Genomic DNA, 22,083 nt, shown 5'->3' with positions numbered 1-22,083 from the left:
TTTAATAAGGAGCAGTACGATGGGAACAGTTCAAAGCCCCTCCGGCGAAAATAAGAAACAACCCGGTAATTCGGTGTATCGTACGATATGGAGGTGGCATTTTTATGCTGGAATAATTTTTGCCCCTTTTCTTCTTATTCTGGCAATAACGGGATCAATTTATTTATTCAAGCCTCAGATTGAACAAAATATATACCAAGACTACTGGGTAGTCACACCAAATGGAGATAAATTGCCGGCATCCCAACAAATTGAGAAAGCAAAAGAGTTATATCCGGATGGGTTAGTCACAACCTATCGACCTGGTGAATCCGCTTCTCGCTCAAGTGAAGTTGGTATAAGTCAAAATAATGAGTCTCTTACCGTCTTTATTGATCCTTATACAGGTGATTCGTTAGGAACTTTAAATAATGAAGATCGCATCATGGATAGAATCGAGGAATTCCATGGAGAATTGATGGCAGGCACTATAGGTGATCGTATTGTAGAATTAGTAGCCTGTTGGGCAGTAGTGCTAATCGTCACAGGCTTGTTTCTGTGGTACCCACGCAAAAAACAGAACATATTTGGTGTCATCATCCCAAGGTTTGATAAAGGGAAAAAGATTTTGCGAAGAGATTTGCATGCCGTTCCTGCTTTCTGGATTACAGCAGGGATGCTGTTTTTAATAATGACAGGATTACCGTGGTCCGGCTTTTGGGGGAATAACTTCCAATCAATCGTCACGAATACTGGAGAGGGATACCCACCTTCAGTATGGATAGGGAATGCTCCTTCAACTGATGTTAAAACAAAGGATATAGCAGAAGTGCCTTGGGCAGCAGAAACGCTTGATGTACCAGCTTCGGATATTCAAGGTTTTACTACACTTCCAATCGATGATGTAGTGCAAACTGCAAAAAGGGAGGGTATACACCCTAGTTATACGATATACATCCCGAATGATAAAGAGGGAGTTTACACCTTATCAGCCTTTCCTCCAAAAGCTCAGGACGAAGTAACTATGCACATCGACCAGTATTCCGGGGCAGTCTTGGCTGATTACCGATATGATAATTATGGATTAGCAGGAAAGATTGTTGCTTGGGGTATTACTCTGCATAAGGGTACTCAATTTGGGTTAATCAACCAAATTGTTAGTCTTCTGATTTGTTTAGGAATGATATTGGTAGTAGTGAGTGGATTCTATTTATGGCTTAAACGCAAACCCACAAAAGAAATGGGAGCACCCAAAGCACCAAGTATTACAAAAGCGAAGACTTTCATGTTCATCTTAATAGCTTTAGGTATACTCTTCCCACTTGTTGGATTATCGCTTATATTCGTGTGGGTTCTTGACTTATTAGTAATCCAGAGAATTGCTGCGGTCAAGAAATTTATGAATGCATAAAAAACATAAAGGATGTAGTATACCATGGAGAAAATGAAGCTTTTGCTGTTTGTTTTGATGTCGTGCATCCTGCTAAGTGCATGTTCACTCAAGGAAGATGTTGCCGACCTTTACAAAAAGGAAAGTCCACTAGAAGCGGAAGTAATTTTACCGGATTCCTTTTTTGATGATCGGCAGGAAACGATTGAAGTTGTTCTAACACAAGATGGAAAAAAAGTGAATGGTGCCGATTATGTTCACTTTGAGATATGGAAACAAGACGGCACGCTCCATTATAATATGGAGCCGGCTAAGGAAATGGGCAACGGTATTTATGCTATAAGCAAGGAATTTAATAGTGACGGTCTCTATTTCCTCAAAGTTCACGCAAGTAAGAACGGTTCCATCATTTCGCCTCAAATGCAGTTTGTCGTTGGGGAATTATCGAAAGAGGATTTAGATTTTCTGCAAAAGGATTTACCTGCAACTGAAGGCAGTCATGAACATCATCATTAAGATGACAGATGGTTTTAGTGCGATGTAAACGGGTTTATTGGAAGACAGCTTTTTATAAAAATCATTTGTTTATGGAGGTTCTACAATGAAGAAAATATTACTTGCTACATTGTTGTTCGTATTCGCTACTTCGACAAACGCATTTGCCCATACACACCTAGGAAGCTCTTCACCGGCAGATGGGCAAGTTGTGACAGAAGAACTAAGTGAAATTACTTTGAATTTTGAAGGGAAAATTGAGCAAAGTAGTTCGTTTGAGTTAAGTAATAGTGAGGGACAAAACATCTCTATTGAAGAGATTTCAATAAATGAAGGAATTATGTCAGGTACAGTTGCAAATCCATTGGAAAATGGAGAGTATCTTATAAATTGGAGCATTATTGGAGCGGATGGTCACCTGATGGAAGGAGAATATTCATTTACAGTGAATGTAACTGATTCCAATCCTGTATCCGAAGCATTAGGTGAGACAGAACAGGCAGAAGAAGAAAGTACTCAAGAGGTAGAACAAAATAATGAGCAAGCAACTTCTGAACAAGTAGCGGCGGAAACAGAGGATAATGAAAAAACTTCACCTTTAATTCCAGTAATCATTATTGTGTTACTAGTAGTTATTATTGGATCTGTCCTTGTTATGCGAAGAAAAAAATAGCTATTTGCTGGATTTCATAGTGATAGCAAAACGCATTTTACAGTTGTAAAATGCGTTTTTTAATGCTTATTTTAAGTACATTACAAATTTCAAATCATGTTGATCAAGTGTGAAATTTATAGTTGTTGGGGATTTGACTGTTGGAATAAATAAAATTCCTTCTAAATTTCCCAAAACGTCCATTTTTAATATGCTCAGGATACAAGGTGACAGTTGCATTATTTCTAAGCAATTGCTCTTTTAATATCACGGAACCGAATCGGCCAAAGAGAAATACCATCCGCGATAAGCAAACTCGCGGACACTATTGGATTCAAATAAGTAAGTTCAGTCCATGAGAAGTAACCTTTATTTTACTATTGGATATTTATGTTAAAATAATCTTTGAAACGATTAATTAGAGGTGTTTTTTGTGAGGGATATACAAGCGTTTTTGAGTAACTTCCAAAAAGAAATGAATTGGGAAATTTCTGATGATAATTATAAGGAATCAAAAGCTTCCATATTACATAATTATATGCTGCTGACGACAGAAGTTAGTGAGGTTGCTGAGGAATTTAGAGCGATTTTTAATAAGACATACAAACTAGCCGTAGATGAAGGTATGGATGAGGATAGGGCATTCGAAATGGCTAAAAGCGTTCATAAAGAAAATATCGGGAAGGAACTTTCAGACTGTATTGCATACCTAGTTAAATTTGCAAACTACCTAGATATTGATTTAGAAGAGAGTTTCTATCAAAAAATGGAGGAAATTAAATTAAGAGTAAACAAAGATCAAAGGTAAATAAGAAACTTGGCAAAATAAGGGGTATTTAGGGAGAATAATTATCAAGGTGTGTGAATCTGTATGATTAAAGCAGTAATTTTTGATTTAGACGGTACATTGCTAGATAGAGATGCATCGGTCCAAAAGTTTATAGAGGATCAATATACTCGTTTGATTGAATGCTTGGGCCACATCCCGAAAGAAAAGTACATTTCTAGATTTATAAAGTTGGATTGTCGGGGGTATGTCTGGAAGGATAAAGTGTACCAAGAAATGGTCGATGAATTTAAGATAAGAGAATTATCTTGGGAGATGCTGCTTCAAGATTACTTTACTGAGTTTTACAAATGCTGTATCCCTTTTCCTAATCTGATTAGTACGTTGGAAAGTTTAAAAGCTCATTCAATTCGGTTGGGGATGATTACCAATGGGAAAGGGCAGTTCCAGATGAATAATATCCGCGCATTAGGGATTGAGCAATATTTCGAAGCAATCCTCATTTCTGAATGGGAAGGCATGAAAAAACCAAACCCAGAAATTTTCCGAAAAGCATTAAGGCATTTGGATTTGGCCCCAAATGAGAGTTTATATGTAGGGGATCATCCTGAAAATGATATTAAGGCTGCTAAGAATGTAGGAATGGTTGGCGTGTGGAAAAATGATTTCCAATGGAAACAAGTTGAGGCTGATTTTATGATAGAAGATTTAAATGAGTTGCTATTAATCATTCAAGAAATAAACAGATGATAGAAAACTAAATTTGCATTTTAAAATGGAGGTAGCAAAAATGCCAATTCGAAACTCGGCAAAGGCAATTATTATTCAAGATGAAAACATTTTAGCCATTAAAAAAGAAGATAAAGATGGCTACTATTATATTTTACCTGGCGGCGGTCAGGAACATGGAGAAAATCTTCATCAAACTTTAAAGAGAGAGTGTATTGAGGAGATTAATGCTGAAGTAGAAATAGGCATTCTACTATTCATACGAGAATACATTGGGAAAAATCATGAGCATTTTGAGTTTGATTCAGAAGTGCATCAAACGGAATATATGTTTTTATGTAAGGTGATAGAAGAAAGCCGGGACATCGGCAATGGGATCATCCCTGACGAAGGGCAAATTGGGGTTGAATGGTTGCCGTTGTCTGAGTTATTAAGCTTTAGACTATACCCTCAAACAATGCGAGAGTACATCATTGATTATATCGAAGGTAAGGATTTACCGGTCTATTTAGGAGATATTAATTAATTCAAAGCCAAGGAGAAAATCAGTGAAAAAGATTGCAATTATTGGCTCTGGTGGTTCAGGAAAATCCACATTAGCCAGAGAGCTAGGCAAAATCTTAAAGATTGAAGTCTATCATTTGGATGCACTATTTTGGAAACCTGGATGGGTAGGCACGTCAAGAGAAGAACAGAAAATGGTTCAAAGTGATTTAGTGGAAAATGAAAGTTGGATCTTTGATGGGAATTATGGCGGAACAATGGACATTCGCTTGAACAAAGCAGATACAATCATTTTTCTAGATATTCCAAGAACGATTTGTGCGTATCGAGTATTCAAACGGAGAATTCAATACAGAAAAAAGACTCGGCCGGACATGGGAGAAGGTTGCGAAGAGAGGCTCGATCTTGAATTTCTAAAATGGGTGTGGAAATATCCAAGAACAAAAAAGCCAGCCATAGTGAAAAAATTGGAATTGCTCCCTCGTGAAAAAGAAATAATTACTTTAACTTCCCTAAAAGAGGTAGATCACTTTTTAAATAAAATAAAAGTCATATTGAATTAAGCTCCTAATGTGAAATCCCTGGTTTTGATAACCAGGGATTTTTATATCCTATTTTCCCCACATAAAAACTCGCCCTGTTAAATTGGAGCTACTTTAAGGAACTGATTTATTTCTTGGTAAAGAATCTCGATTCCCTTCCTCAATTCCATTTCCGAACTATATGCAAAGGAAAGGCGGATATGCCGGGAATCATTCGGTGCATAAATATAACCGGGATTTATAAGCACTTTTTTCTTAAGTAACCTCCTAAATAATTCGGTTGTTACAATCGGTTCGTGGAATTTTAACCATATATAAAATCCTCCTTTGGGAGATTCCCAAGAAGCCATGTTGCAAAAATATAGGTTTAATAAGTTATCCATGAGCTCGGCACGCATTTTCAGTTCCGCTTTTAAGTGTTCGATATGTTTTTCATATCTGCCTGTCCGTAACCAGTATTCGACGATTTGCTGTGAAATCGCACTGGAGCCGTAATCCATTTGCATTTTAATATCTGCTAAACGTTTAATGATAGGTGTGGAGGCAATTACCCAACCAATCCGCAAGCCCGGACTTAACGTTTTTGATACGCTGCCAATATATAGAACCTGGCCTGATCTATCGAAGGATTTAATAGCCGGAGTTGGTTCATCAAAAAGTAATTCAAAATAAACATCATCTTCAATCATTGGTAATTGTACTGCTTCACTCAAAGCATATAAACTTTTTTTCGCTTCTAAAGTCATACTGCTGCCGGTTGGATTATGAAGTGTAGGAATTGTATACAAAATGGCTTGTCTCTTTTTGCGAATTCGTTCGATTGTCTCAGCGGTAAGTTGATTGTCTTCCAGGGAATATAGATTCATTCCAAAAGATTGAAAAGTATGAATGGAATTTAAATAAGAAAAATGGTTTTGAAAAATAAATGAGCCTGTTTCCAGTAGTCCAAGTGCAATCAATTGAAGTGCTTGAAGCCCTCCGGAGACAATGCAAATATTTTCAGGCGACGTTTCGACTCCCCGCTTTCTAACATATTGGCATATGGCTTGACGCAAACTGAAATTTCCTTGAGGAGATGAATAGCCAATTGCTTTTCCGTCCAATTGTACCTCGCTAAGTGATCTTTGAAGTTCAGCTGTTGGTAATAATGAGGGGCTAAGTTCACCTGTGCCTAATCGAATGACGGTGTCGTCTTGCTCAAATTCATTAATCAATTGAATCGTTTGATAGTTTGCTTTATGGATGCTTGATTCGATATAGTGCTGCCAATTTGTTTGTTTCTGTTTCACAAGCACATTCCAGGAATCATTCGATACATACGTAGCTGAGCCCGTTTTGGAAGATAACAGGCCATTCGCCTTCAGTTCATCAATTGCTTCTTGAAGTGTACTGCGGTTTACGCCAAGAGATAGTGCAAGCTTACGTTGTGGAGGCAATTTCGTTCCAAGAGGCCACTCACCATTTTGTATTTGTTCTGTCATCCATTGAACAATTTGTTTCGATAAGCTCGTGGTTAGGGAACGATTCGGTTGCCAGTTCATATGTTATCTCCTTTAGATTGGATGGGAATAAAACCGTCCAATTGGACCTTTTTTCTATTTATATCACATGTATGATAGAGAGGAAAGGAGTTTGAAAGATGGAACCTTTACTTCATGGTATACTACTCGCGTTTGGACTTATCTTGCCTTTAGGTGTTCAAAATATATTTGTTTTTACTCAAGGCGTTACACAACCAAGGTTAGCTAAAGCTTTACCGGCAGCAATTACTGCTGCGATTTGTGATACGGTTTTGATTGTACTTGCTATTCTGGGACTATCTTTGATTGTGCTGCAATTTGAATGGCTTCGAATCGTTTTATTAGCAGGAGGAATTCTGTTTCTAATCTATATGGGGAAAGTGATCTGGACATCGCCAGCCGCAAATGTCGAAGGGGAAACTTCCTTGCAGGTGAGAAAGCAAATTGTTTTTGCTCTTTCTGTATCATTGCTGAACCCCCATGCATTACTAGATACAATTGGCGTCATTGGAACAAGTGCCATGAAATATAGCGGGGAAGAACAAGTCATGTTTACAGTTGCTTGTATAGTGGTCTCCTGGATCTGGTTTTTTGGTTTGGCGATTATAGGAGCAAATTTAAAGAAGATACATATACCAACAGGAATCTTTATTTTATTTAATAAATGTTCGGCCATTTTTATATGGGGAACGGCATTGTATTTATTTATCACTATTTTTTAGTATGTCTAATGAGCCCTTTCAAACAGGGGATATTAGCTAAGTGAATGAGGCTGTTCATTCAAATTAGGCATTTACACCAATACATTCGTCTAGAACACTTCTTCCTGGGTGCATATATTGTACTGAGTTCGAAATTGAGGAGGTGTTTTGGAATGGGTAAAAATGTAGGCGGTGAGTACGAATACAGCAGTGGTGGAAATAGCTCTTGGTTCGCTTTATTAGTAGTACTATTCATTCTTCTAATTATTGTTGGTGCATACTACTTTAATGGTGGATATGACTACTAATTAATTAAAAAAGTATAAAAATTAGCCCTCCGAATTCTTCGGAGGGCTTTACAAATATATCACTTTAAAGTTTCCGTGATCTGGGACGACAGAAGGGAAGCCAGATTGTAAATAGTCCTTAAATAAAAAAGGAACTGTTTGTATTGTTTCACTAAGGATTTTCCTATTTTTTAGTAAAGGAAAGTCATACCCTGTTAACCGATAGCTATTCAATACAACACGATAGTAGTGTTCATTTTCCAAAGACTCACCCTTGAAAATCATATTCTTTACACGATGACCAACCGGCTCCCTTATATCAATTAGATAGGAAATCCCACCCCAAAAATCGTACTGATATGGCATAGGTGTGTGAGGATAAACATTTGTGCTAAAATCAATCTCTCCATTCTGATTCATCGCTAATACGGCTGCACTTTGCTCTATTAGCTGTTTAATTTCAATTCCTGCTAATAAAATAACCCTTAATTTATGTTCTCGTGGTGCGTTTATAAATAAATCGCGATTTGTAATCCTGCCGTTCAATCCGCCAGTCTCCATATACAAAAGATCGCAAACAGAGATTTGAGCATCTGTCGCTTTGAGTTGCATGTCATGTATTAGCTGTATAAAGGGATGGCTCGAAAGTCGTGAAGTTAATAACCCGTTATAAGAATAATCTCTTTGGATGTATGTAAGCTCCTGATCTAGCCAGTTCTCTACTTCATTTGGATAAGAGCAAGAGAGTTGATCTTCCTCCAGTTGGTGAAAGATTGCATAACTATGCCCTTGTTCAAAATCTATTTGTACCTCGAAAAATCCAATTCCATGAGAAGCTGGTTGAATAATAATTGTATCTTGAATTTTTTCATTGATATATAAATGCTGGTGACCTGTAATGAGTAAATCAATTCCGGTAATGGCTTCTAAAATTTCGTTTGCTTGATTTTCACCGACTCGTTCCTGATATACCGTACCTGTTAATGGATCTTCGGTAAAGCCGCCATGGTAGGAAACAATAAGATAATCCGGATTCTCATTTGTCACTACATAATCCACCCAATATTGTAAAGCTTTCAGGGCATCCTCAAAGTTAAGGTCCTTCACATATCCGTACTCGTCCCAAACGGGGGTAAAGTGGGTGGTTACACCTACTACGACAAACTTTTTGCCACGAATATTCTTTATAAAGTAAGGTTTAGCAAATTCGCCAATATTACAGCTAATCCAAGGGAAATAACACTCAGAACCCAAATTTTGAATAGCTGATAGATTATGATGAAATTCATGATTACCGAAAACTGCCACATCATAGATTTCATTTGCAAGTTTAATCATTGGATGTAAATTTTTATCGATATGCTTGTAATAAAAAGTAGCGGGGCTACCATCAAGAAAATCTCCGTTATCAATCACTAAATCTGGATTTAATGCTTTCATTTGATTGACCAAAGGCTTAAAACGATCCAGTCGTCCGTGTAAATCGCTTGTAATTAGTATGGAAGTCATTGCTTCACCTCTTTTTGCTTGCAATTTTTTAATAGCATATATTTAGTATGGTAAACGAAAATAGACTTATTTACACCATGTTAGAATATATGCTACACTTAATTTCGTAAATTAAATCTATATATTGTGTTTGTTTTGATTGGGTACTACTATATGTAGTTTAAAAGGGAAGTTCGGTGAGAATCCAACGCTGTCCCCGCAACTGTAATGCTAACGATGATTCGATGCCACTGTGTGTATATCACGGGAAGGGAATCAGAGGACGAAGCTAAGCCAGGAGACCTGCCTAGTAAAACAGAACAATCATTTCTTCGGGGATTGAGAGATGGGGACGTTACCTATTTTCTATACATTTGGGCGTTTCCATTTTAAGGCGATCTCTTTTCGAAGGGGTGGCTTTTTATTTTTGCCATAGGGCTGAAAAATGTATTTTTCTTCTGCTGTTTACACGATGTACAAAGTGGTATTGAAGTAGAGAAAAAATTTAATAGAGGAGAGGATTAGATGAAACTATATACAAAAACCATTTGTCCAAAATGCATGTGGGTAAAATCAGAATTACAGAGAGCAGGTCTTGAAGTAGAAGTGGTCAATATTGATGAAAATGAGCAGGCGAAGCAAACCATCATAGATGCAGGCTTCTTTACTGTACCTGTTTTAGAATTTGATGGCCAGTTGATTGGAGATGTTCAAGAGATTGTTTCTCATATTGAACTGGTTGCAGGGTGATTGCTTATGCTAGCAGAACCGGAAACGTCCGTTATGTTGTTTCCAAAATACAGGGTGAAGCAATTGAGATTGAGGAAGGATTACAGTTGGACAAGCCCTTTCTATTAATTACATATACAGACGGGCTTGGGGATATTCCAGTGAGGGTTGCTCATTTTTTGGAACAAAATGGAACCCTTTGTAAAGGTGTAGTTGTCAGTGGAAATAGCAACTTTGGCCATCACGTATTTGGTGGTGCAGGGGAAAAAATTGCATCACGCTACCAAGTCCCTCTAGTACGCAAATTAGATTTGCGCGGATACAGAGGAGATTATGAAGTCATTCAACAGTTTTATGAAGAGAGGGTCATTGGATGAAAACATTTTTGAAACTAAATAATGATGTGCTGAATCGATATAACACGACAGGACAGCTTGAACTAGAAAAGGATCGAGAAGCGACACGGCGCTACTTTTTAGAATATGTAAACGTTCGCTTACGATACTTTATTGATATTGAAGAAAAGATTCGTTATTTAGTAGAGGAAGGGTATTACGAAAAAGAATTTATTGAACAGTATGACTTAGAATTTATTAAACATTTATATAAAAAAGCATACGATTACAACTTCCGATTCCCCTCTTTTATGAGTGCAAGCAAATTTTACGACAGTTATGCGATGAAGAGCCGTGATGGTGAAGAGATTCTTGAAAAATACGAAGATCGAATTGTGATTATTGCTTTGTATTTAGCACAAGGGAATACAGATTTAGCAGAACGGGCTGTGGAAGCCATGATGGAAGCTTACCAACCTGCTACACCAACAGCTTTAAATAGTGGAAAGAAAGCTCGTGGGGAGCTGGTAAGCTGTTTTAAACTATCAATGGACGATTCGATGAATAGCATTGCTGAAAACATCGGGTATTGTTTGGAGTTATCTCGTCTCGGTGGCGGTGTGGGTGTAAACTTAACTGACTTGCGTCCACTTGGAGATCCCATTAAAGGAATTTTAAATCGTGCGAGTGGTGTTATCCCGGTTGCTAAATTGTTGGAGAATTCTTTCAGTTATTCGAATCAACTTGGACAACGCAACGGTTCAGGGGTTGTCTATTTAAATATATTCCACGCGGATATTGAGAATTTTATCTCGTCCAAAAAACCGAATGCTGACGATAAAATCCGCCTGGCAACATTATCAACAGGCATCATCCTTCCGAGCATTTTCTTTGAGCTCATGAAACGAGATAAAGACATTGTGCTCTTTAGTCCATATGATATTTACAAAGAATATGGTAAACGAATGTCCGAAATTTCAATTTCAGAGATGTATTATGAATTGCTGGATAACCCAAAAATACGCAAAATCAAACGGCTTAATGCAAGGAAGCTTTATACAGAAGTGAAAAAAGCCCAGTTTGAATCTGGTTACCCATTTGAAATCTTTGATGATAATGTAAATGAAGTGCATCCACTAAAAAATATTGGTCGCGTAGCAATGTCGAATTTGTGCACGGAAATTTTACAGCTTCAGCAAAAGAGTATTATCACAGACCAAGATGAACCAAATGAGTATGGCTTAGATGTATCCTGTAATCTCGGCTCAATAGATATGCATGAAGCAAGTAAAGTAGCTGATTTTGGTAAATTAGTGGATACAGCAATGCGTCTTTTAACCAATGTATCTCAAATGACGCATATTAAAAACGTTCCATCTGTTGCGAAAGCAAATAAATTGATGCACTCAGTAGGACTTGGCGTTATGAATTTGCATGGCCACTTAGTGACACAAGGAATCCTGTATGGTTCGAAGGAATCCATTGACTTTATCGATGGATTTATGGAGGCGCTTAACTATTACTCTCTTAAAAGCTCAATGGAAATTGCAAAAGAGCGTGGTGAGACGTTCTACCAATTCGAAGAGAGTGAGTATGCAAACGGCAACTACTTTGAATCATATATCAACAAAGAAGAAAAAGAGTATCTACCAGAATCTATTCGTGCTCTTGGAAATGTGCCGATTATTACAGCGAATATGTGGAAAGAGTTAGCGGAAGACGTGAAAGAATATGGATTATTCCACTCATATAGATTGGCTGTTGCTCCGACTGGATCGATTAGTTATATCAGATCATGCACGGCATCCATTTCACCATGCACCGAACGCGTGGAAGTGCGTGATTATGCAGATAGCCGTACGATTTACCCAATGCCATATTTAACGAATGACAATGCTCACCTGTACGTAGAAGCCTATGATGTCAATGCTTATGACCTCATTGATTTATATGCTGCGGCACAAAAGCATGTCGATCAAGGGATTTCAATGACCCTCTATGTAACGGATGCTTGGACAACTGAGCAGTTAGCGAAAATCTATATTTACGCTTGGATGCGTGGCATTAAGTCGGTTTACTATGTACGACAACGTTTACAAACATTAGAGGAGTGTGTGGCATGTCAAATCTAGTCTATGAGGCAGTCAATTGGAATAAACCGACGAGTGAGCTCGCTCAAATATTTTGGGACCAGCAATGGAAACAAATCTGGTTTCCAGAAGAAATTGCCGTTAGTAAAGATGTAAAGCAGTGGCAAAGTTTTGAACATCAAGAGACTTATAAAAAGGTATTTGCTGGCCTTACACTACTTGATACGGTTCAAACGAATATCGGAATGAACCAAATTGCTACGTATGCAACAGATTTACAAGAAAAAGCAGTCTTCACAGTATTTGGAGCTTTTGAGGCGATTCATGCAAAATCGTATTCTTATATTTTTACAACTCTTTGTACCAACGCTGAAATTGATGAATTGTTCGAGTGGGTTAAGAAAAACGAATATCTTCAATACAAGGCAAACAAAATAGGAGATATCTATAACGCCATTGAAGAAGGAAATCCAGAAAGCTTATGGAAAGCCATGTTCTCCTCGGTGATGCTAGAATCTTTCTTATTCTATTCGGGCTTTTTCTATCCTCTTTATTTAGGTGGACAAGGAATTCTGCGTAATTCAGCAGAAGTGATTTCGCTCATTTTGCGTGATGAATCCATTCATGGTCTTGCAGTAGGGTTCTTCGCTCAAAATCTTTTCAAGCAATTTACTAAGGAAAAGCAAGATGAGTTAACGGTATGGGGATATGAACTGTTATTGGACTTATATCAAAATGAGATGAGCTATACAGATGATGTGTATGCAGAAACAGGCCTTTCACCAGACGTAAAAGCCTATGTTCGTTATAACGCCAATAAAGCGCTAATGAACGTCGGATTTGATCCAATGTTCCCTGAAGAAGAAGTAAATCCGATTGTAATGAACGGTATCCGCAATGAAGGGTCGACTTATGATTTCTTTAGTCAGAAAGGATCCAGCTACGCAAAAGCGAAAATGGCTCCTATAACGGATGACACATTTGATTTCAAAAATAGAATATAAAAATGAAACCTCACAGAAGCAGTAAAGCTTCTGTGAGGTTTTTCTAGTTAAATTAAGATTCATCTGAGAGCTATTAAATTTCCTCTGTTTTGTGTTTGAATTTTATGTCTATATTTGTAGAACGATTATTAAAGGATTATAGTATTTTTTTGCGAATTGTATGATGTAAGGGGTGATATGTATGTCTGAATTAACAGTAGTATCAGAAACATCAACAAGTGAAGAGCTTATTTATAATACGGCAACGGTGAGTAAAATATTAAGTATTCACGAAAAAACCTTGAGAAGATATTGCACGCTAATGCAAAACTATAATTACAATTTTCAAAAAAATAGAAATGGACACCGGCTTTACTATCAACAAGACATTGAAATCATTAAGAGAATTATTCACCTCAAAAATTCAAGCTCGTTGACTTTAGAACAAGCTGTGAAGGTTACGCTAGGATTGGACGTGGACAGTGAAGAGGAAAAAGTTAATAATGAATCGACCTCTTCAGATTTTGATTATAACCAACTGCTTACAGAGTTTACTACATTCAAGAATGATCAAATGGAGTTCAATAAAAAATTATTGGAGCAATTGATCAAACAAGAGCACTATATAAAAAACAGCATTGAGGAAAGAGACAAAAAATTAATGTTTGCGATGAAGGAATCCATGGAAACAAGAAGACAGCTTGCCGCGGCAGCCGAGGCGGAAAGAGAAAGTGAGCAGAAGAAAAAAATATGGTGGCAGTTTTGGAAATGAAAAATCAATTATATAACAAATTGTGAAAGCTTGCGGATAGTATGACGCAGGCTATTTTTGTGCTAAACGACTGTTTACTAACTAATGAAAATAGGCGTATAGTTAAGTATATAAATTACCTTAGAAAGAAGGCTTTCGATGTTAGCTGAATTGGATAAACGTCTCCAAAGATTAATGCCGATTTTAACTCCTCTCAGCTTAATAGCGGGTGTTCTACTGGAAGATGTCGGGGGGGAATTGGTATTTCTTGTGCCTTTCTTATTTGCATTTATGACATTTGCCGGAAGTTTAAGTTTGAACTTTCAAGGTTTAAGAAGCTTCGTGAAGTATCCTTGGGTTATTTTAACAACCATCGCTGTTCTACATATACTTATGCCATTATGGGCGTATTTTATCTCAAATCTTTTATTTGATGATCATTTATTAGTCATCGGGTTTATTTTATCAGTCGCTGTCCCTACTGGAGTAACAAGCTTTATCTGGGCAAGTATCTGTAAGGGAAACCTCCCACTTTGCCTCTCCATTATCTTAATTGATACAATTCTTTCTCCTCTCGTATTACCAGCATTAATTCACCTTGTAGTAGGAGAAACAGTTGCAATTAATACAATGTCAATCATGTTGGATTTATTCTGGATGGTTGTATTGCCTTCGATTGCAGCAGTATTGCTAAATGAGTGGACGAAAGGTGAAATAGACCATACTCTTGGTAAAACTCTCGCACCTTTTCAAAAGCTAAGTATATTTTTGATTGTTGCCATTAACAGCAGTGCTGTTGCCCCCTTCCTGAAAAATATCACATGGGAGATTGTGGGAATCATTTCGGTTGTTTTATTGCTCGCTGTGTTTGGTTATATGATGTGTTTAGTACTAGGTCATTTCTTATTCAAAGACTACGAGATTATTACAACAATTGTTTTCACGGGTGGAATGCGGAATATTGCTGTTGGCGTGGTTATTGCAAGTACTTACTTTCCGGCTAAGGTTGTGATGCCAGTAGTGTTTGGTATGCTGTTTCAGCAGATACTTGCCTCACAGTTTAGTAGAGTCCTAGAAAAGTATAATGAAAAATTTCTATCTGACGAAGAGCCACTTACTAAAGAGAAGGTAGTCTAGCAAGAAAAGGGGGAGTATGAGAAGAATGTCTACAATCAACGTAATTTCATACAATAGCAATTATGCTGAACAATCGGTTGAAATGTGGAGAAATAGTAAAGAAAAAGCTATTGGTCAAAAGGAAATTCATAGTTTTGAAAATCATGTGGAGTACTTAAACCATATTTTATATCCTCAGTACAGAGTGGAACTAGCCGTACTGAATCAACAGGTTGTAGGACTGATCGCATATAATGATTGTGAAATCAGCCAGCTCTACATTCATGTAGATTATCAAGGTCAAGGAATAGGCGTAATACTACTAGAAAGAGCAAAAGAACAATCTTCTGGGAAACTCACTTTATATACCTTCGATGTAAATAAAAATGCCCAAAAGTTTTATGAAAAGCACGGTTTTCGGATTATCGGAAGAAATCATGATAATGAAGAGGGACTTCCGGATATCCTTTATGAATGGGTAAGGTAAAAGATAATATGATTATTGATGGGGAGTATGGACTAAAGTACTTCCTTTTTCGTTATACAAAAGTCGCACTTTGAGTATCTTTAGGTCTATAGATAAGGATTCAGAAAAGTGTTACTTTTGTTATAGGGAAAAATTTTAAAGGAGTTGTTGAACGACATGGGCATTAAAGCGACGAATGGACTTTTTATAGGAAATATATTGTTGGTAGTTTTATTAGTAGTCAATCTTCTATTTGCAACATCTACGGTAACTACCATTATAAGTGCAGTGGGGATTGTCATCCTTGTGATGGTTACATTCTATACATATAAATCTATTACACTTCCAATGAAAAAAACGCTGCAGATGGCGAGACAGATGATGGATGGTGAACTACAAATAGATGAAGCGCCAAACGTAAAAAATGAGTTTGGGGAGTTATCTCAATCTTTGCGAAGTATGGGGGAAAATCTTAAAACTATTTTTGTTCAATTAAATCGCTTATCAGGACAATTAGTCGCATCATCAAACAATTTAAAATTGTCTACCGAGCAAACAAATAGATCAACAAGCCAAATGGCTGCTTCAATTCAAGAGGTAGCTAGCAGTGTAGATATTCAAGGTAAGAACATTCAAGAAAGTGCTACAGCAATGAGTGAGATTACGATTGGGATTGGTCGAGTTGCTCAAACGACAAGCAATGTGGCTGAGTCAGCTTCCGAAACTACCACTCAAGCCAATTTAGGCAATAACTATATTCAAAAAATTGATGAGCAAATGAATTCGATCTATCAAGTAAATAATGAAACGAATTCGGTTATGAAAGAGTTGGAAAGTAAGTCGACGAAAATTGGCAGCATTATCGGAGTTATTACGGGTATAGCTGATCAAACGAATCTATTAGCATTAAATGCAGCAATCGAATCTGCGCGAGCGGGGGAGCATGGAAAAGGATTTGCTGTTGTTGCGAATGAAGTAAGGCTCTTAGCAGAACAGTCAAAAGAAGCATCAAAACAAATCGAAGAAATTATAAAGTTAATTCAACAGGATACGAATCAAGCTTATGAGATGACAAATAGAGCGACAGAGGAAACAAAAAACGGATTAGAACTAGTCGAGGTAACAGGAAAAACATTTACTCAAATTTTAGCGTCTATTGAGAATGTCAGTGCCCAAACTCAAGAGCTATCCGCAGTTGTTGAAGAAATGTCCGCTAGTACGGAACAGGTAAATGCGTCATTTGAGGATGTTTCACAATTAGCTCAAAATTCTACATCGAAAATGTCGGAAATTGCAGCAGCATCTGAACAAACTTCATATGCGATGAATGATGTGTCCGCATCATTCATTGACTTGGCAGAAGTTGCAGACAAATTGCAAGAAATGGTAAGTAAGTAAAGAGCTGATTGTTAGATGAGTGTCAAACCGATTCAATCGGATGATGCTCATTTTTTTGTTCCTGAATATAACTTTTGAACAGTGTCCAGCGCAAGCAGCAAGCCCCACGAGTCGGTCTGCCTTCTCCTCGAAGGCAAAAAGTGCCAACTTATCCGGATGCTCCAGCATCTTGGGGCTCACACGATATTTCGTTTTCCTGGACACGGGGCTAGGCAGGACGCTTGCACTTTTCCTGGAAATATCCAAATAGTGCTAAATGCACTTTATTTTTTGTTGTTTACTGTATACAGTAGTGAAACAAATAGAGGTGTTTTTATTGAAAGGATTTAACTTCTTCCATCCTTTAGTATGGAGTATTTTACTTGGCACCATTTTTACTCGTGCAGCAAGCTTTATGACCATTCCATTTCTCGCATTATATCTTCATGATGAGTTACATGCTTCGCCACTCGTTATCGGAATAACGCTGGGGGCCGCTCAGTTATTTGCAACCTTTGGAGGGATTTTCGGAGGCTTTTTAACAGATAAGCTAGGGAGAAAGCTTGTTATCATCTTTACGATTTTTGTCTGGAGCGGCGTGTTTATTGGTTTTGCTATTGTTCAGAGTGTGGTATTATTTGCGATTCTCAGTAGTCTAAACGGGTTATGCCGCTCCTTTTTTGAGCCAGCAACCCAAGCTTTAATGATTGATTTCACAGAAAAAGAGAAACGTAGAAGGTTATTTTCAATACGATATACAAGTATCAACATTGCGGGCGTAATCGGGCCTGTTTTAGGTGTATGGATTTCTAGTTTGTCGAGTGCTGTAATACCATTTATTATTACCGGAGTGATGTATGCTGCGTATGGTTTTGTACTTATTGGCTTACTAAATCATTTTGAAATGCGCCAGCAAGCAGCAGAGAGACAGACGCTTTCCCAAATGTTAAGAGTGGTAGGAACAGATAAAAAGCTGCTTCTTTTACTGGCTGGTGGAGTACTCATCAGTCTTGGTTACTCACAATATGATTCCACATTGCCTCAACTAGTTAATCTTTCTGTAGAAGAAGGGGTACAATTATATTCAATTTTACTCGTTATCAATGCTGCGATTGTTTTATTGCTGCAGCTGCCAATAAGTGTTTATACGGAAAAAATTTCGGCCTATAAAAGCTTGAGTTTTGGTATGTGTTTCTTCGCTTCTGGATTTATCTTATTTAACATGGCATCAAGTTGGACAATGTTTATAGTGGCGATGATCGTCTTTTCGATAGGTGAGATTTTTGCATTCCCGATGATGAATGCAATGATCGAAGAGATTGCACCAGATACACAAAAAGCCACTTATTTGGGTGCATCTCAATTAAAAAATATTGGCGGATTTATCGGTCCGATTTTTGGTGGATGGCTTCTAACTCATTATGTAGGAGAAATATATTTTGTTATGGCAGGGATTGTATTGCTAAGTCTCGTATTTTATAAAAAAGCTTTATCTATGAATAAAGTAGCATAAATAAATGGATGGGGGATTCAACATGAATGAAAAGTATCCAATTGGACAGTTCTCTTGTAGTGAAGTCATTTCTTCTGAAGAAGTACAGCTATGGATTCACGAAATTAAAACACTTCCAGCGAGATTAACTGAACTTGTACAGGGACTAGATGAAGAGGTAATTAATAATAGTTATCGAGAAGGTGGCTGGACGATTCGTCAGCTTGTCCACCATATTGTCGATAGTCATCTGAATTCCTATATACGATTCAAACTAGCATTAACCGAAAATAATCCAACAATAAAACCCTATGCAGAAGACAAATGGGCGGAACTTACTGACTCCAATCTTCCTGCCTGCGTATCATTAAACTTAATACAATCATTACATGAGCGATGGGTATACTTACTGGAAAATCTTACAGTTGAACAGCTAAAGAGAACCTTCACTCATCCAGACTCTGGTGAGATTACTCTTGAGAAAAATATTGGGCTTTATGCATGGCACGGGAATCACCATCTATCACACATCCAAAATGCAATCAATAAATAAAAGTGTCACCCTTTTGCTGACAACAGAAAGGGTGACACTTTCGTTACTTATTAGAAGGATATATTCTTTTTTGCTTCCTTTGCTGCTTTAGCACTTGCGATAAAAGAAGCTGTACTAACTTGGTTTCGGCTGTCTGATGTAAAGGATGGACTAAATTGGATTCTTCTAATGGGTCACGCGTTAAATTGTATAACTCGAATTCTGCATCAACAGGTTCAGTTTTTGTTGTTTTAATTAACATGATAGCTTCTTTGGTGTCCGAAAGCTTTGTTGTAAATAGTTGCTGTGTTTTAATATCTTCAGAATGGGGCGTACTCCAAAATTGTGGATTATCAAAATAACGCGTATATTTCCAGATTTCCTCTGTATCTTCCTTGCCTGTAGGTAACTTAATCATGATGGTTTCTAAATGATTAGGTTGACTAACGGATGAATAGGGTTCTCCCTGCAATGTTGTTTGATTTAACCCTTTTGTCGCCTCATCATCTGTCATAAAATAAAGGGGGTCGTTAACTTTCATAATAGTTTGTTCCCCCTTTATTAAAGAAGCAAGATTTTTTCCGACAAAAGGATGGACTTCAGAGTGGGTTTTGCGTAATGCTTCTTGTACATCCTCTAGATTAATGCCGGCTAGACCTAGTAGTGTAGGAAGAATATCCACATGACTTGTTAATAAATCTGTTTCTCTTGGTTCTGCAAATAATCTGGGGCTATGAATAATGAAAGGAACATGAAGAGCTTCTTCATAAGCATTATGCCACTTTTGAAACAATCCGCCGTGTGCTCCTAGCAAACTGCCGTGATCAGATGTGAAAACGATGATGGTATCCTCATAGAAAATCGAATTGGCAAGTGCAGTATAAATTTTAAATAATTCATCGTCTACTTTCTTGTGAAGTGTGTAGTATAGCTGTCGATAAAACTCTGAATCAATCGTTGGCTGAAAGGCTTTTTGATAAACATCTCTATAACTCCTCTGAGCCTTTGGTTTAGTGCTTAGATCTTCCCTTGACGTAGGTGCAGGTGAGATTTCTGGTACTGAAGGGTCAATTTCAAAGTTGAAATTTGGGCTTAGTCTTGAAAGTGAACCGAATAGCGTAATATCATGTGGATTGACTAAAGAAGAAACAATTAGCCAAGGATTCTGGCGTGTTTTTGAATTTTGTTCTAATGATTGAATTAATTCCACAACCTCTGCTCCATAAACTTCGTCGCGTCCACTTAACCCGACTTTTGCTGAGGATCCAGAATTCCGAGGGTCTGCTCCATGAGGTTCAGGTCCAATCCAACCATTAAAGCCATATGCATTTAAGCGATTTGCCTCTGCATAAAGCCTTTCTTTTGCAGAATCCGGTAAGCCAGTGGTTGTATCGTAACTTGGTAGAGCATTGTGTGTACCAGGAATTAAAATATCTTCATCTGAAAGATGCCATTTTCCCCTCCAAAATGTTTGATACCCTGCTGCACGAAAATAGTTGCCTAAAGTAGGCACAGTGTTCGGGTCAAGCCAATATACGTTTGAATCGAATGCTCCTTTGGCCGCTCCGGTTGTTTGTGTCACACCGTGAAGAGATGGATAGTGACCCGTAAAAAGCGTTGTTCTGCTAGGTGCGCAAGCAGTACTTCCAACATAGTGATTTAAAAAGGAAAGTCCTTTTTCACGTAAAATTTCCTGTGTAATTAAATTTTCCTTTCTCCATTCTTTTAATGCTTCCGTTTCATAACAGGGCGGGTAACGTTGCTCATCGACGATTAAAAAAAGAATATTAGGTCGCTTTAATTCTTTAGACTCATTTGCCGAATACAAATTTTTCACCCCTTTAATGAGTTATTATATGTAAAACTGTTTATAAAGGTTAGACTATTTGTACAGATTACTTAGGAGGAATCCTTTCAGTGCATGAACACGTCAGATATTGAATAGGAGAAAGGGAGGTTTTTATGTTTAAAATCTATAGAATCATACATATAATTTGGACAGCCATTTTTGCTTTTTTCATTTCCATCCCTATATTGGAAGGTGGCTTCGAAAGAGCGGTATATGATGATGCGTTTTTTGTTGCTCTTTGGATCATAGGTGTTGTGTTCTTATTTATTAAGAAATTGACGAAAATAGGGTTTATATTAACAATAATGCCATTATTATTTGCCATATTTACTTTTATTTTTTAAGCATATAGCAAGTTTGACATAACACCTTAAGGTTGTATATAATCAATATATAACACCTTAAGGTTGTATATTGATAAAAAGGGAGCATTCATCACATGTCAAATGAACAAAAAAACTTGCCGGATATTGTACAAACTGTATCCATAAACGCACCAATCCAGAAGGTTTGGGATTATGTGTCGACAGCAGAAGGAATTGCGGAATGGTTTATGCCAAGTGATTTCAAATTAGAAGTAGGACATGAATTTACAATTCAATCCCCATTCGGTCCATCTCCATGTAAAGTACTTCAAGTTGAAGAACCAACGAAAATTTCGATTGCATGGGATACTGATGGATGGGAGTTAACCTTGCTCCTAAAGGATATGGGGAATGAAACAGAATTCACGGTGATTCATGGTGGCTGGAAAGAAGACAATGCGATTGTTCCAAAAGCGCAACGTCCACAATCGGCAATTCGCGAGACAATGAATCAAGGTTGGGCAGGTATTGTTCAAAAATTAAAACAACTGGTTGAAGCTTAATGAGTGCAGAGCTGCAAAAAGTTGATGTGTTTCAAGCAATAGCTGATCCAACTAGAAGAGAGGTACTTCAATTACTTTCGCAAAAAAATCAATCGATTGCTGAACTATCTTCCCACTTTGAAGTGAGTCGGACGGCTGTTGTGAAGCATCTCAACGTTTTAACAGAAGCCGGATTAGTACGTGGTGACAAGAATGGTCGAGAAAAAATCTATCACCTGCAACCTGAACCATTAAAAGAGTTGAAGGATTGGCTCGCTTACTATGAAAAATTCTGGTATAACAAATTGACGAAATTGAAGTATGCCGTTGAAAACGATTCGTTAAATAAATAACTTCAGCAAAAAAGAATCTATTATGGACAAGTGTCCAAAATAGATTCTTTTTGTCTTAAGGAAAAGTTGCAACTTTCCCTTTGTGGATA

The 22,083-nt window shown here is 37.5% G+C and carries 25 protein-coding genes and 1 riboswitch; of the genes, 22 read left to right on the top strand and 3 right to left on the bottom strand.

Features of this window, described 5'->3' with window-relative positions; translation table 11 throughout:
• The first annotated feature begins 19 nt into the window (after window positions 1–19).
• The 7 genes from ACFQU5_RS08830 to ACFQU5_RS08800 all read left to right on the top strand — a co-directional run bounded on the left by ACFQU5_RS08830 (window position 20) and on the right by ACFQU5_RS08800 (window position 5,099).
• On the top strand, window positions 20–1,390 hold the full coding sequence (locus ACFQU5_RS08830) for a PepSY-associated TM helix domain-containing protein (RefSeq protein ID WP_390286876.1): 1,371 nt from the start codon (window positions 20–22) through the stop codon (window positions 1,388–1,390).
• Between the two features lie 24 nt (window positions 1,391–1,414).
• On the top strand, window positions 1,415–1,885 hold the full coding sequence (locus tag ACFQU5_RS08825) for a FixH family protein (protein WP_390286874.1): 471 nt from the start codon (window positions 1,415–1,417) through the stop codon (window positions 1,883–1,885).
• Window positions 1,886–1,970: 85 nt separating this feature from the next.
• Window positions 1,971–2,537, top strand: a complete 567-nt coding sequence (locus tag ACFQU5_RS08820) for a copper resistance CopC family protein (RefSeq protein ID WP_390286872.1) — start codon at window positions 1,971–1,973, stop codon at window positions 2,535–2,537.
• A gap of 412 nt (window positions 2,538–2,949) precedes the next feature.
• Complete coding sequence (locus ACFQU5_RS08815) at window positions 2,950–3,324, top strand: hypothetical protein (RefSeq protein WP_390286870.1); 375 nt, start codon at window positions 2,950–2,952, stop codon at window positions 3,322–3,324.
• Window positions 3,325–3,387: 63 nt separating this feature from the next.
• Window positions 3,388–4,053, top strand: a complete 666-nt coding sequence (locus tag ACFQU5_RS08810) for an HAD family hydrolase (protein ID WP_390286868.1) — start codon at window positions 3,388–3,390, stop codon at window positions 4,051–4,053.
• 40 nt (window positions 4,054–4,093) lie between these two features.
• Window positions 4,094–4,558, top strand: a complete 465-nt coding sequence (locus ACFQU5_RS08805) for an NUDIX domain-containing protein (RefSeq protein WP_390286866.1) — start codon at window positions 4,094–4,096, stop codon at window positions 4,556–4,558.
• A gap of 22 nt (window positions 4,559–4,580) precedes the next feature.
• Window positions 4,581–5,099 (top strand): DNA topology modulation protein, encoded by a 519-nt coding sequence (locus ACFQU5_RS08800; protein WP_390286864.1) that lies wholly within the window; start codon window positions 4,581–4,583, stop codon window positions 5,097–5,099.
• 77 nt (window positions 5,100–5,176) lie between these two features.
• Here ACFQU5_RS08800 and ACFQU5_RS08795 read toward each other — a convergent pair whose 3' ends face one another.
• Window positions 5,177–6,619 carry an aminotransferase-like domain-containing protein gene (locus tag ACFQU5_RS08795; protein ID WP_390286862.1) on the bottom strand — a complete coding sequence of 481 codons (1,443 nt, stop codon included), beginning with the start codon at window positions 6,617–6,619 and terminating at the stop codon, window positions 5,177–5,179.
• A 98-nt stretch (window positions 6,620–6,717) separates the two neighbouring features.
• Here ACFQU5_RS08795 and ACFQU5_RS08790 point away from each other — a divergent pair, with 98 nt between their 5' ends.
• Window positions 6,718–7,320 carry a LysE/ArgO family amino acid transporter gene (locus tag ACFQU5_RS08790; RefSeq protein WP_390286860.1) on the top strand — a complete coding sequence of 201 codons (603 nt, stop codon included), beginning with the start codon at window positions 6,718–6,720 and terminating at the stop codon, window positions 7,318–7,320.
• 152 nt (window positions 7,321–7,472) lie between these two features.
• Entirely contained in the window at window positions 7,473–7,607 is a 135-nt protein-coding gene (locus tag ACFQU5_RS08785) for a YjcZ family sporulation protein (protein ID WP_390286858.1), read from the top strand.
• Between the two features lie 48 nt (window positions 7,608–7,655).
• On the opposite strand, the gene ACFQU5_RS08780 is transcribed toward ACFQU5_RS08785, so the two are convergent.
• Complete coding sequence (locus ACFQU5_RS08780) at window positions 7,656–9,095, bottom strand: bifunctional metallophosphatase/5'-nucleotidase (protein WP_390286856.1); 1,440 nt, start codon at window positions 9,093–9,095, stop codon at window positions 7,656–7,658.
• 124 nt (window positions 9,096–9,219) lie between these two features.
• Window positions 9,220–9,399: riboswitch (cobalamin riboswitch) on the top strand.
• A 200-nt stretch (window positions 9,400–9,599) separates the two neighbouring features.
• On the opposite strand from ACFQU5_RS08780, the gene ACFQU5_RS08775 reads away from it, so the two are divergent.
• The 10 genes from ACFQU5_RS08775 to ACFQU5_RS08730 all read left to right on the top strand — a co-directional run bounded on the left by ACFQU5_RS08775 (window position 9,600) and on the right by ACFQU5_RS08730 (window position 18,966).
• Complete coding sequence (locus ACFQU5_RS08775) at window positions 9,600–9,824, top strand: glutaredoxin family protein (RefSeq protein ID WP_390286854.1); 225 nt, start codon at window positions 9,600–9,602, stop codon at window positions 9,822–9,824.
• Window positions 9,821–10,180 carry a class Ib ribonucleoside-diphosphate reductase assembly flavoprotein NrdI gene (nrdI, locus tag ACFQU5_RS08770; RefSeq protein WP_390286852.1) on the top strand — a complete coding sequence of 120 codons (360 nt, stop codon included), beginning with the start codon at window positions 9,821–9,823 and terminating at the stop codon, window positions 10,178–10,180. Before ACFQU5_RS08775 ends, nrdI begins: the two co-directional genes overlap by 4 nt.
• Window positions 10,177–12,270 (top strand): class 1b ribonucleoside-diphosphate reductase subunit alpha, encoded by a 2,094-nt coding sequence (nrdE, locus tag ACFQU5_RS08765; protein WP_390286850.1) that lies wholly within the window; start codon window positions 10,177–10,179, stop codon window positions 12,268–12,270. Before nrdI ends, nrdE begins: the two co-directional genes overlap by 4 nt.
• Window positions 12,258–13,232 (top strand): class 1b ribonucleoside-diphosphate reductase subunit beta, encoded by a 975-nt coding sequence (gene nrdF / locus ACFQU5_RS08760; RefSeq protein ID WP_390286848.1) that lies wholly within the window; start codon window positions 12,258–12,260, stop codon window positions 13,230–13,232. Before nrdE ends, nrdF begins: the two co-directional genes overlap by 13 nt.
• Before the next feature lie 181 nt (window positions 13,233–13,413).
• A complete protein-coding gene (locus ACFQU5_RS08755; protein WP_390286846.1) occupies window positions 13,414–13,983 on the top strand; it encodes a MerR family transcriptional regulator in 570 nt (189 codons plus the stop codon).
• Window positions 13,984–14,121: 138 nt separating this feature from the next.
• Entirely contained in the window at window positions 14,122–15,099 is a 978-nt protein-coding gene (locus tag ACFQU5_RS08750) for a bile acid:sodium symporter family protein (RefSeq protein ID WP_390286844.1), read from the top strand.
• Between the two features lie 25 nt (window positions 15,100–15,124).
• Window positions 15,125–15,565 carry a GNAT family N-acetyltransferase gene (locus ACFQU5_RS08745; RefSeq protein WP_390286842.1) on the top strand — a complete coding sequence of 147 codons (441 nt, stop codon included), beginning with the start codon at window positions 15,125–15,127 and terminating at the stop codon, window positions 15,563–15,565.
• A 156-nt stretch (window positions 15,566–15,721) separates the two neighbouring features.
• Entirely contained in the window at window positions 15,722–16,942 is a 1,221-nt protein-coding gene (locus ACFQU5_RS08740) for a methyl-accepting chemotaxis protein (protein WP_390286840.1), read from the top strand.
• A gap of 307 nt (window positions 16,943–17,249) precedes the next feature.
• Window positions 17,250–18,434 carry an MDR family MFS transporter gene (locus ACFQU5_RS08735; RefSeq protein ID WP_486395139.1) on the top strand — a complete coding sequence of 395 codons (1,185 nt, stop codon included), beginning with the start codon at window positions 17,250–17,252 and terminating at the stop codon, window positions 18,432–18,434.
• Between the two features lie 22 nt (window positions 18,435–18,456).
• Window positions 18,457–18,966 carry a YfiT family bacillithiol transferase gene (locus ACFQU5_RS08730; RefSeq protein ID WP_390286836.1) on the top strand — a complete coding sequence of 170 codons (510 nt, stop codon included), beginning with the start codon at window positions 18,457–18,459 and terminating at the stop codon, window positions 18,964–18,966.
• A gap of 43 nt (window positions 18,967–19,009) precedes the next feature.
• On the opposite strand, the gene ACFQU5_RS08725 is transcribed toward ACFQU5_RS08730, so the two are convergent.
• On the bottom strand, window positions 19,010–20,782 hold the full coding sequence (locus ACFQU5_RS08725) for a sulfatase family protein (protein ID WP_390286834.1): 1,773 nt from the start codon (window positions 20,780–20,782) through the stop codon (window positions 19,010–19,012).
• Window positions 20,783–20,907: 125 nt separating this feature from the next.
• On the opposite strand from ACFQU5_RS08725, the gene ACFQU5_RS08720 reads away from it, so the two are divergent.
• The 3 genes from ACFQU5_RS08720 to ACFQU5_RS08710 all read left to right on the top strand — a co-directional run bounded on the left by ACFQU5_RS08720 (window position 20,908) and on the right by ACFQU5_RS08710 (window position 21,994).
• Window positions 20,908–21,138 (top strand): hypothetical protein, encoded by a 231-nt coding sequence (locus ACFQU5_RS08720; RefSeq protein ID WP_390286832.1) that lies wholly within the window; start codon window positions 20,908–20,910, stop codon window positions 21,136–21,138.
• A 95-nt stretch (window positions 21,139–21,233) separates the two neighbouring features.
• A complete protein-coding gene (locus ACFQU5_RS08715) occupies window positions 21,234–21,662 on the top strand; it encodes an SRPBCC family protein (protein WP_390286830.1) in 429 nt (142 codons plus the stop codon).
• On the top strand, window positions 21,662–21,994 hold the full coding sequence (locus ACFQU5_RS08710; RefSeq protein WP_390286828.1) for an ArsR/SmtB family transcription factor: 333 nt from the start codon (window positions 21,662–21,664) through the stop codon (window positions 21,992–21,994). The genes ACFQU5_RS08715 and ACFQU5_RS08710 overlap by 1 nt, the downstream gene beginning before the upstream one ends.
• The last annotated feature ends 89 nt before the right edge of the window (window positions 21,995–22,083 follow it).

The organism is Ureibacillus sp. GCM10028918 (assembly GCF_042666115.1).
In the GTDB taxonomy this organism is placed as follows: domain Bacteria; phylum Bacillota; class Bacilli; order Bacillales_A; family Planococcaceae; genus Ureibacillus.
The sequence above is the reverse complement of the archived record's forward strand: the minus strand, read 5'-3'. Positions and strand labels throughout refer to the sequence as shown.

What these genes read in the sequence shown, in the direction of transcription:
- ACFQU5_RS08830 (WP_390286876.1), top strand. Translation starts at nt 20, where the DNA reads ATGGGAACAGTTCAAAGCCCCTCCGGCGAAAATAAGAAACAACCCGGT.
- ACFQU5_RS08825 (WP_390286874.1), top strand. Translation starts at nt 1,415, where the DNA reads ATGGAGAAAATGAAGCTTTTGCTGTTTGTTTTGATGTCGTGCATCCTG.
- ACFQU5_RS08820 (WP_390286872.1), top strand. Translation starts at nt 1,971, where the DNA reads ATGAAGAAAATATTACTTGCTACATTGTTGTTCGTATTCGCTACTTCG.
- ACFQU5_RS08810 (WP_390286868.1), top strand. Translation starts at nt 3,388, where the DNA reads ATGATTAAAGCAGTAATTTTTGATTTAGACGGTACATTGCTAGATAGA.
- ACFQU5_RS08805 (WP_390286866.1), top strand. Translation starts at nt 4,094, where the DNA reads ATGCCAATTCGAAACTCGGCAAAGGCAATTATTATTCAAGATGAAAAC.
- ACFQU5_RS08795 (WP_390286862.1), bottom strand. Translation starts at nt 6,619, where the DNA reads ATGAACTGGCAACCGAATCGTTCCCTAACCACGAGCTTATCGAAACAA.
- ACFQU5_RS08790 (WP_390286860.1), top strand. Translation starts at nt 6,718, where the DNA reads ATGGAACCTTTACTTCATGGTATACTACTCGCGTTTGGACTTATCTTG.
- ACFQU5_RS08785 (WP_390286858.1), top strand. Translation starts at nt 7,473, where the DNA reads ATGGGTAAAAATGTAGGCGGTGAGTACGAATACAGCAGTGGTGGAAAT.
- ACFQU5_RS08780 (WP_390286856.1), bottom strand. Translation starts at nt 9,095, where the DNA reads ATGACTTCCATACTAATTACAAGCGATTTACACGGACGACTGGATCGT.
- ACFQU5_RS08775 (WP_390286854.1), top strand. Translation starts at nt 9,600, where the DNA reads ATGAAACTATATACAAAAACCATTTGTCCAAAATGCATGTGGGTAAAA.
- nrdE (WP_390286850.1), top strand. Translation starts at nt 10,177, where the DNA reads ATGAAAACATTTTTGAAACTAAATAATGATGTGCTGAATCGATATAAC.
- nrdF (WP_390286848.1), top strand. Translation starts at nt 12,258, where the DNA reads ATGTCAAATCTAGTCTATGAGGCAGTCAATTGGAATAAACCGACGAGT.
- ACFQU5_RS08755 (WP_390286846.1), top strand. Translation starts at nt 13,414, where the DNA reads ATGTCTGAATTAACAGTAGTATCAGAAACATCAACAAGTGAAGAGCTT.
- ACFQU5_RS08750 (WP_390286844.1), top strand. Translation starts at nt 14,122, where the DNA reads ATGTTAGCTGAATTGGATAAACGTCTCCAAAGATTAATGCCGATTTTA.
- ACFQU5_RS08745 (WP_390286842.1), top strand. Translation starts at nt 15,125, where the DNA reads ATGTCTACAATCAACGTAATTTCATACAATAGCAATTATGCTGAACAA.
- ACFQU5_RS08740 (WP_390286840.1), top strand. Translation starts at nt 15,722, where the DNA reads ATGGGCATTAAAGCGACGAATGGACTTTTTATAGGAAATATATTGTTG.
- ACFQU5_RS08730 (WP_390286836.1), top strand. Translation starts at nt 18,457, where the DNA reads ATGAATGAAAAGTATCCAATTGGACAGTTCTCTTGTAGTGAAGTCATT.
- ACFQU5_RS08720 (WP_390286832.1), top strand. Translation starts at nt 20,908, where the DNA reads ATGTTTAAAATCTATAGAATCATACATATAATTTGGACAGCCATTTTT.
- ACFQU5_RS08715 (WP_390286830.1), top strand. Translation starts at nt 21,234, where the DNA reads ATGTCAAATGAACAAAAAAACTTGCCGGATATTGTACAAACTGTATCC.
- ACFQU5_RS08710 (WP_390286828.1), top strand. Translation starts at nt 21,662, where the DNA reads ATGAGTGCAGAGCTGCAAAAAGTTGATGTGTTTCAAGCAATAGCTGAT.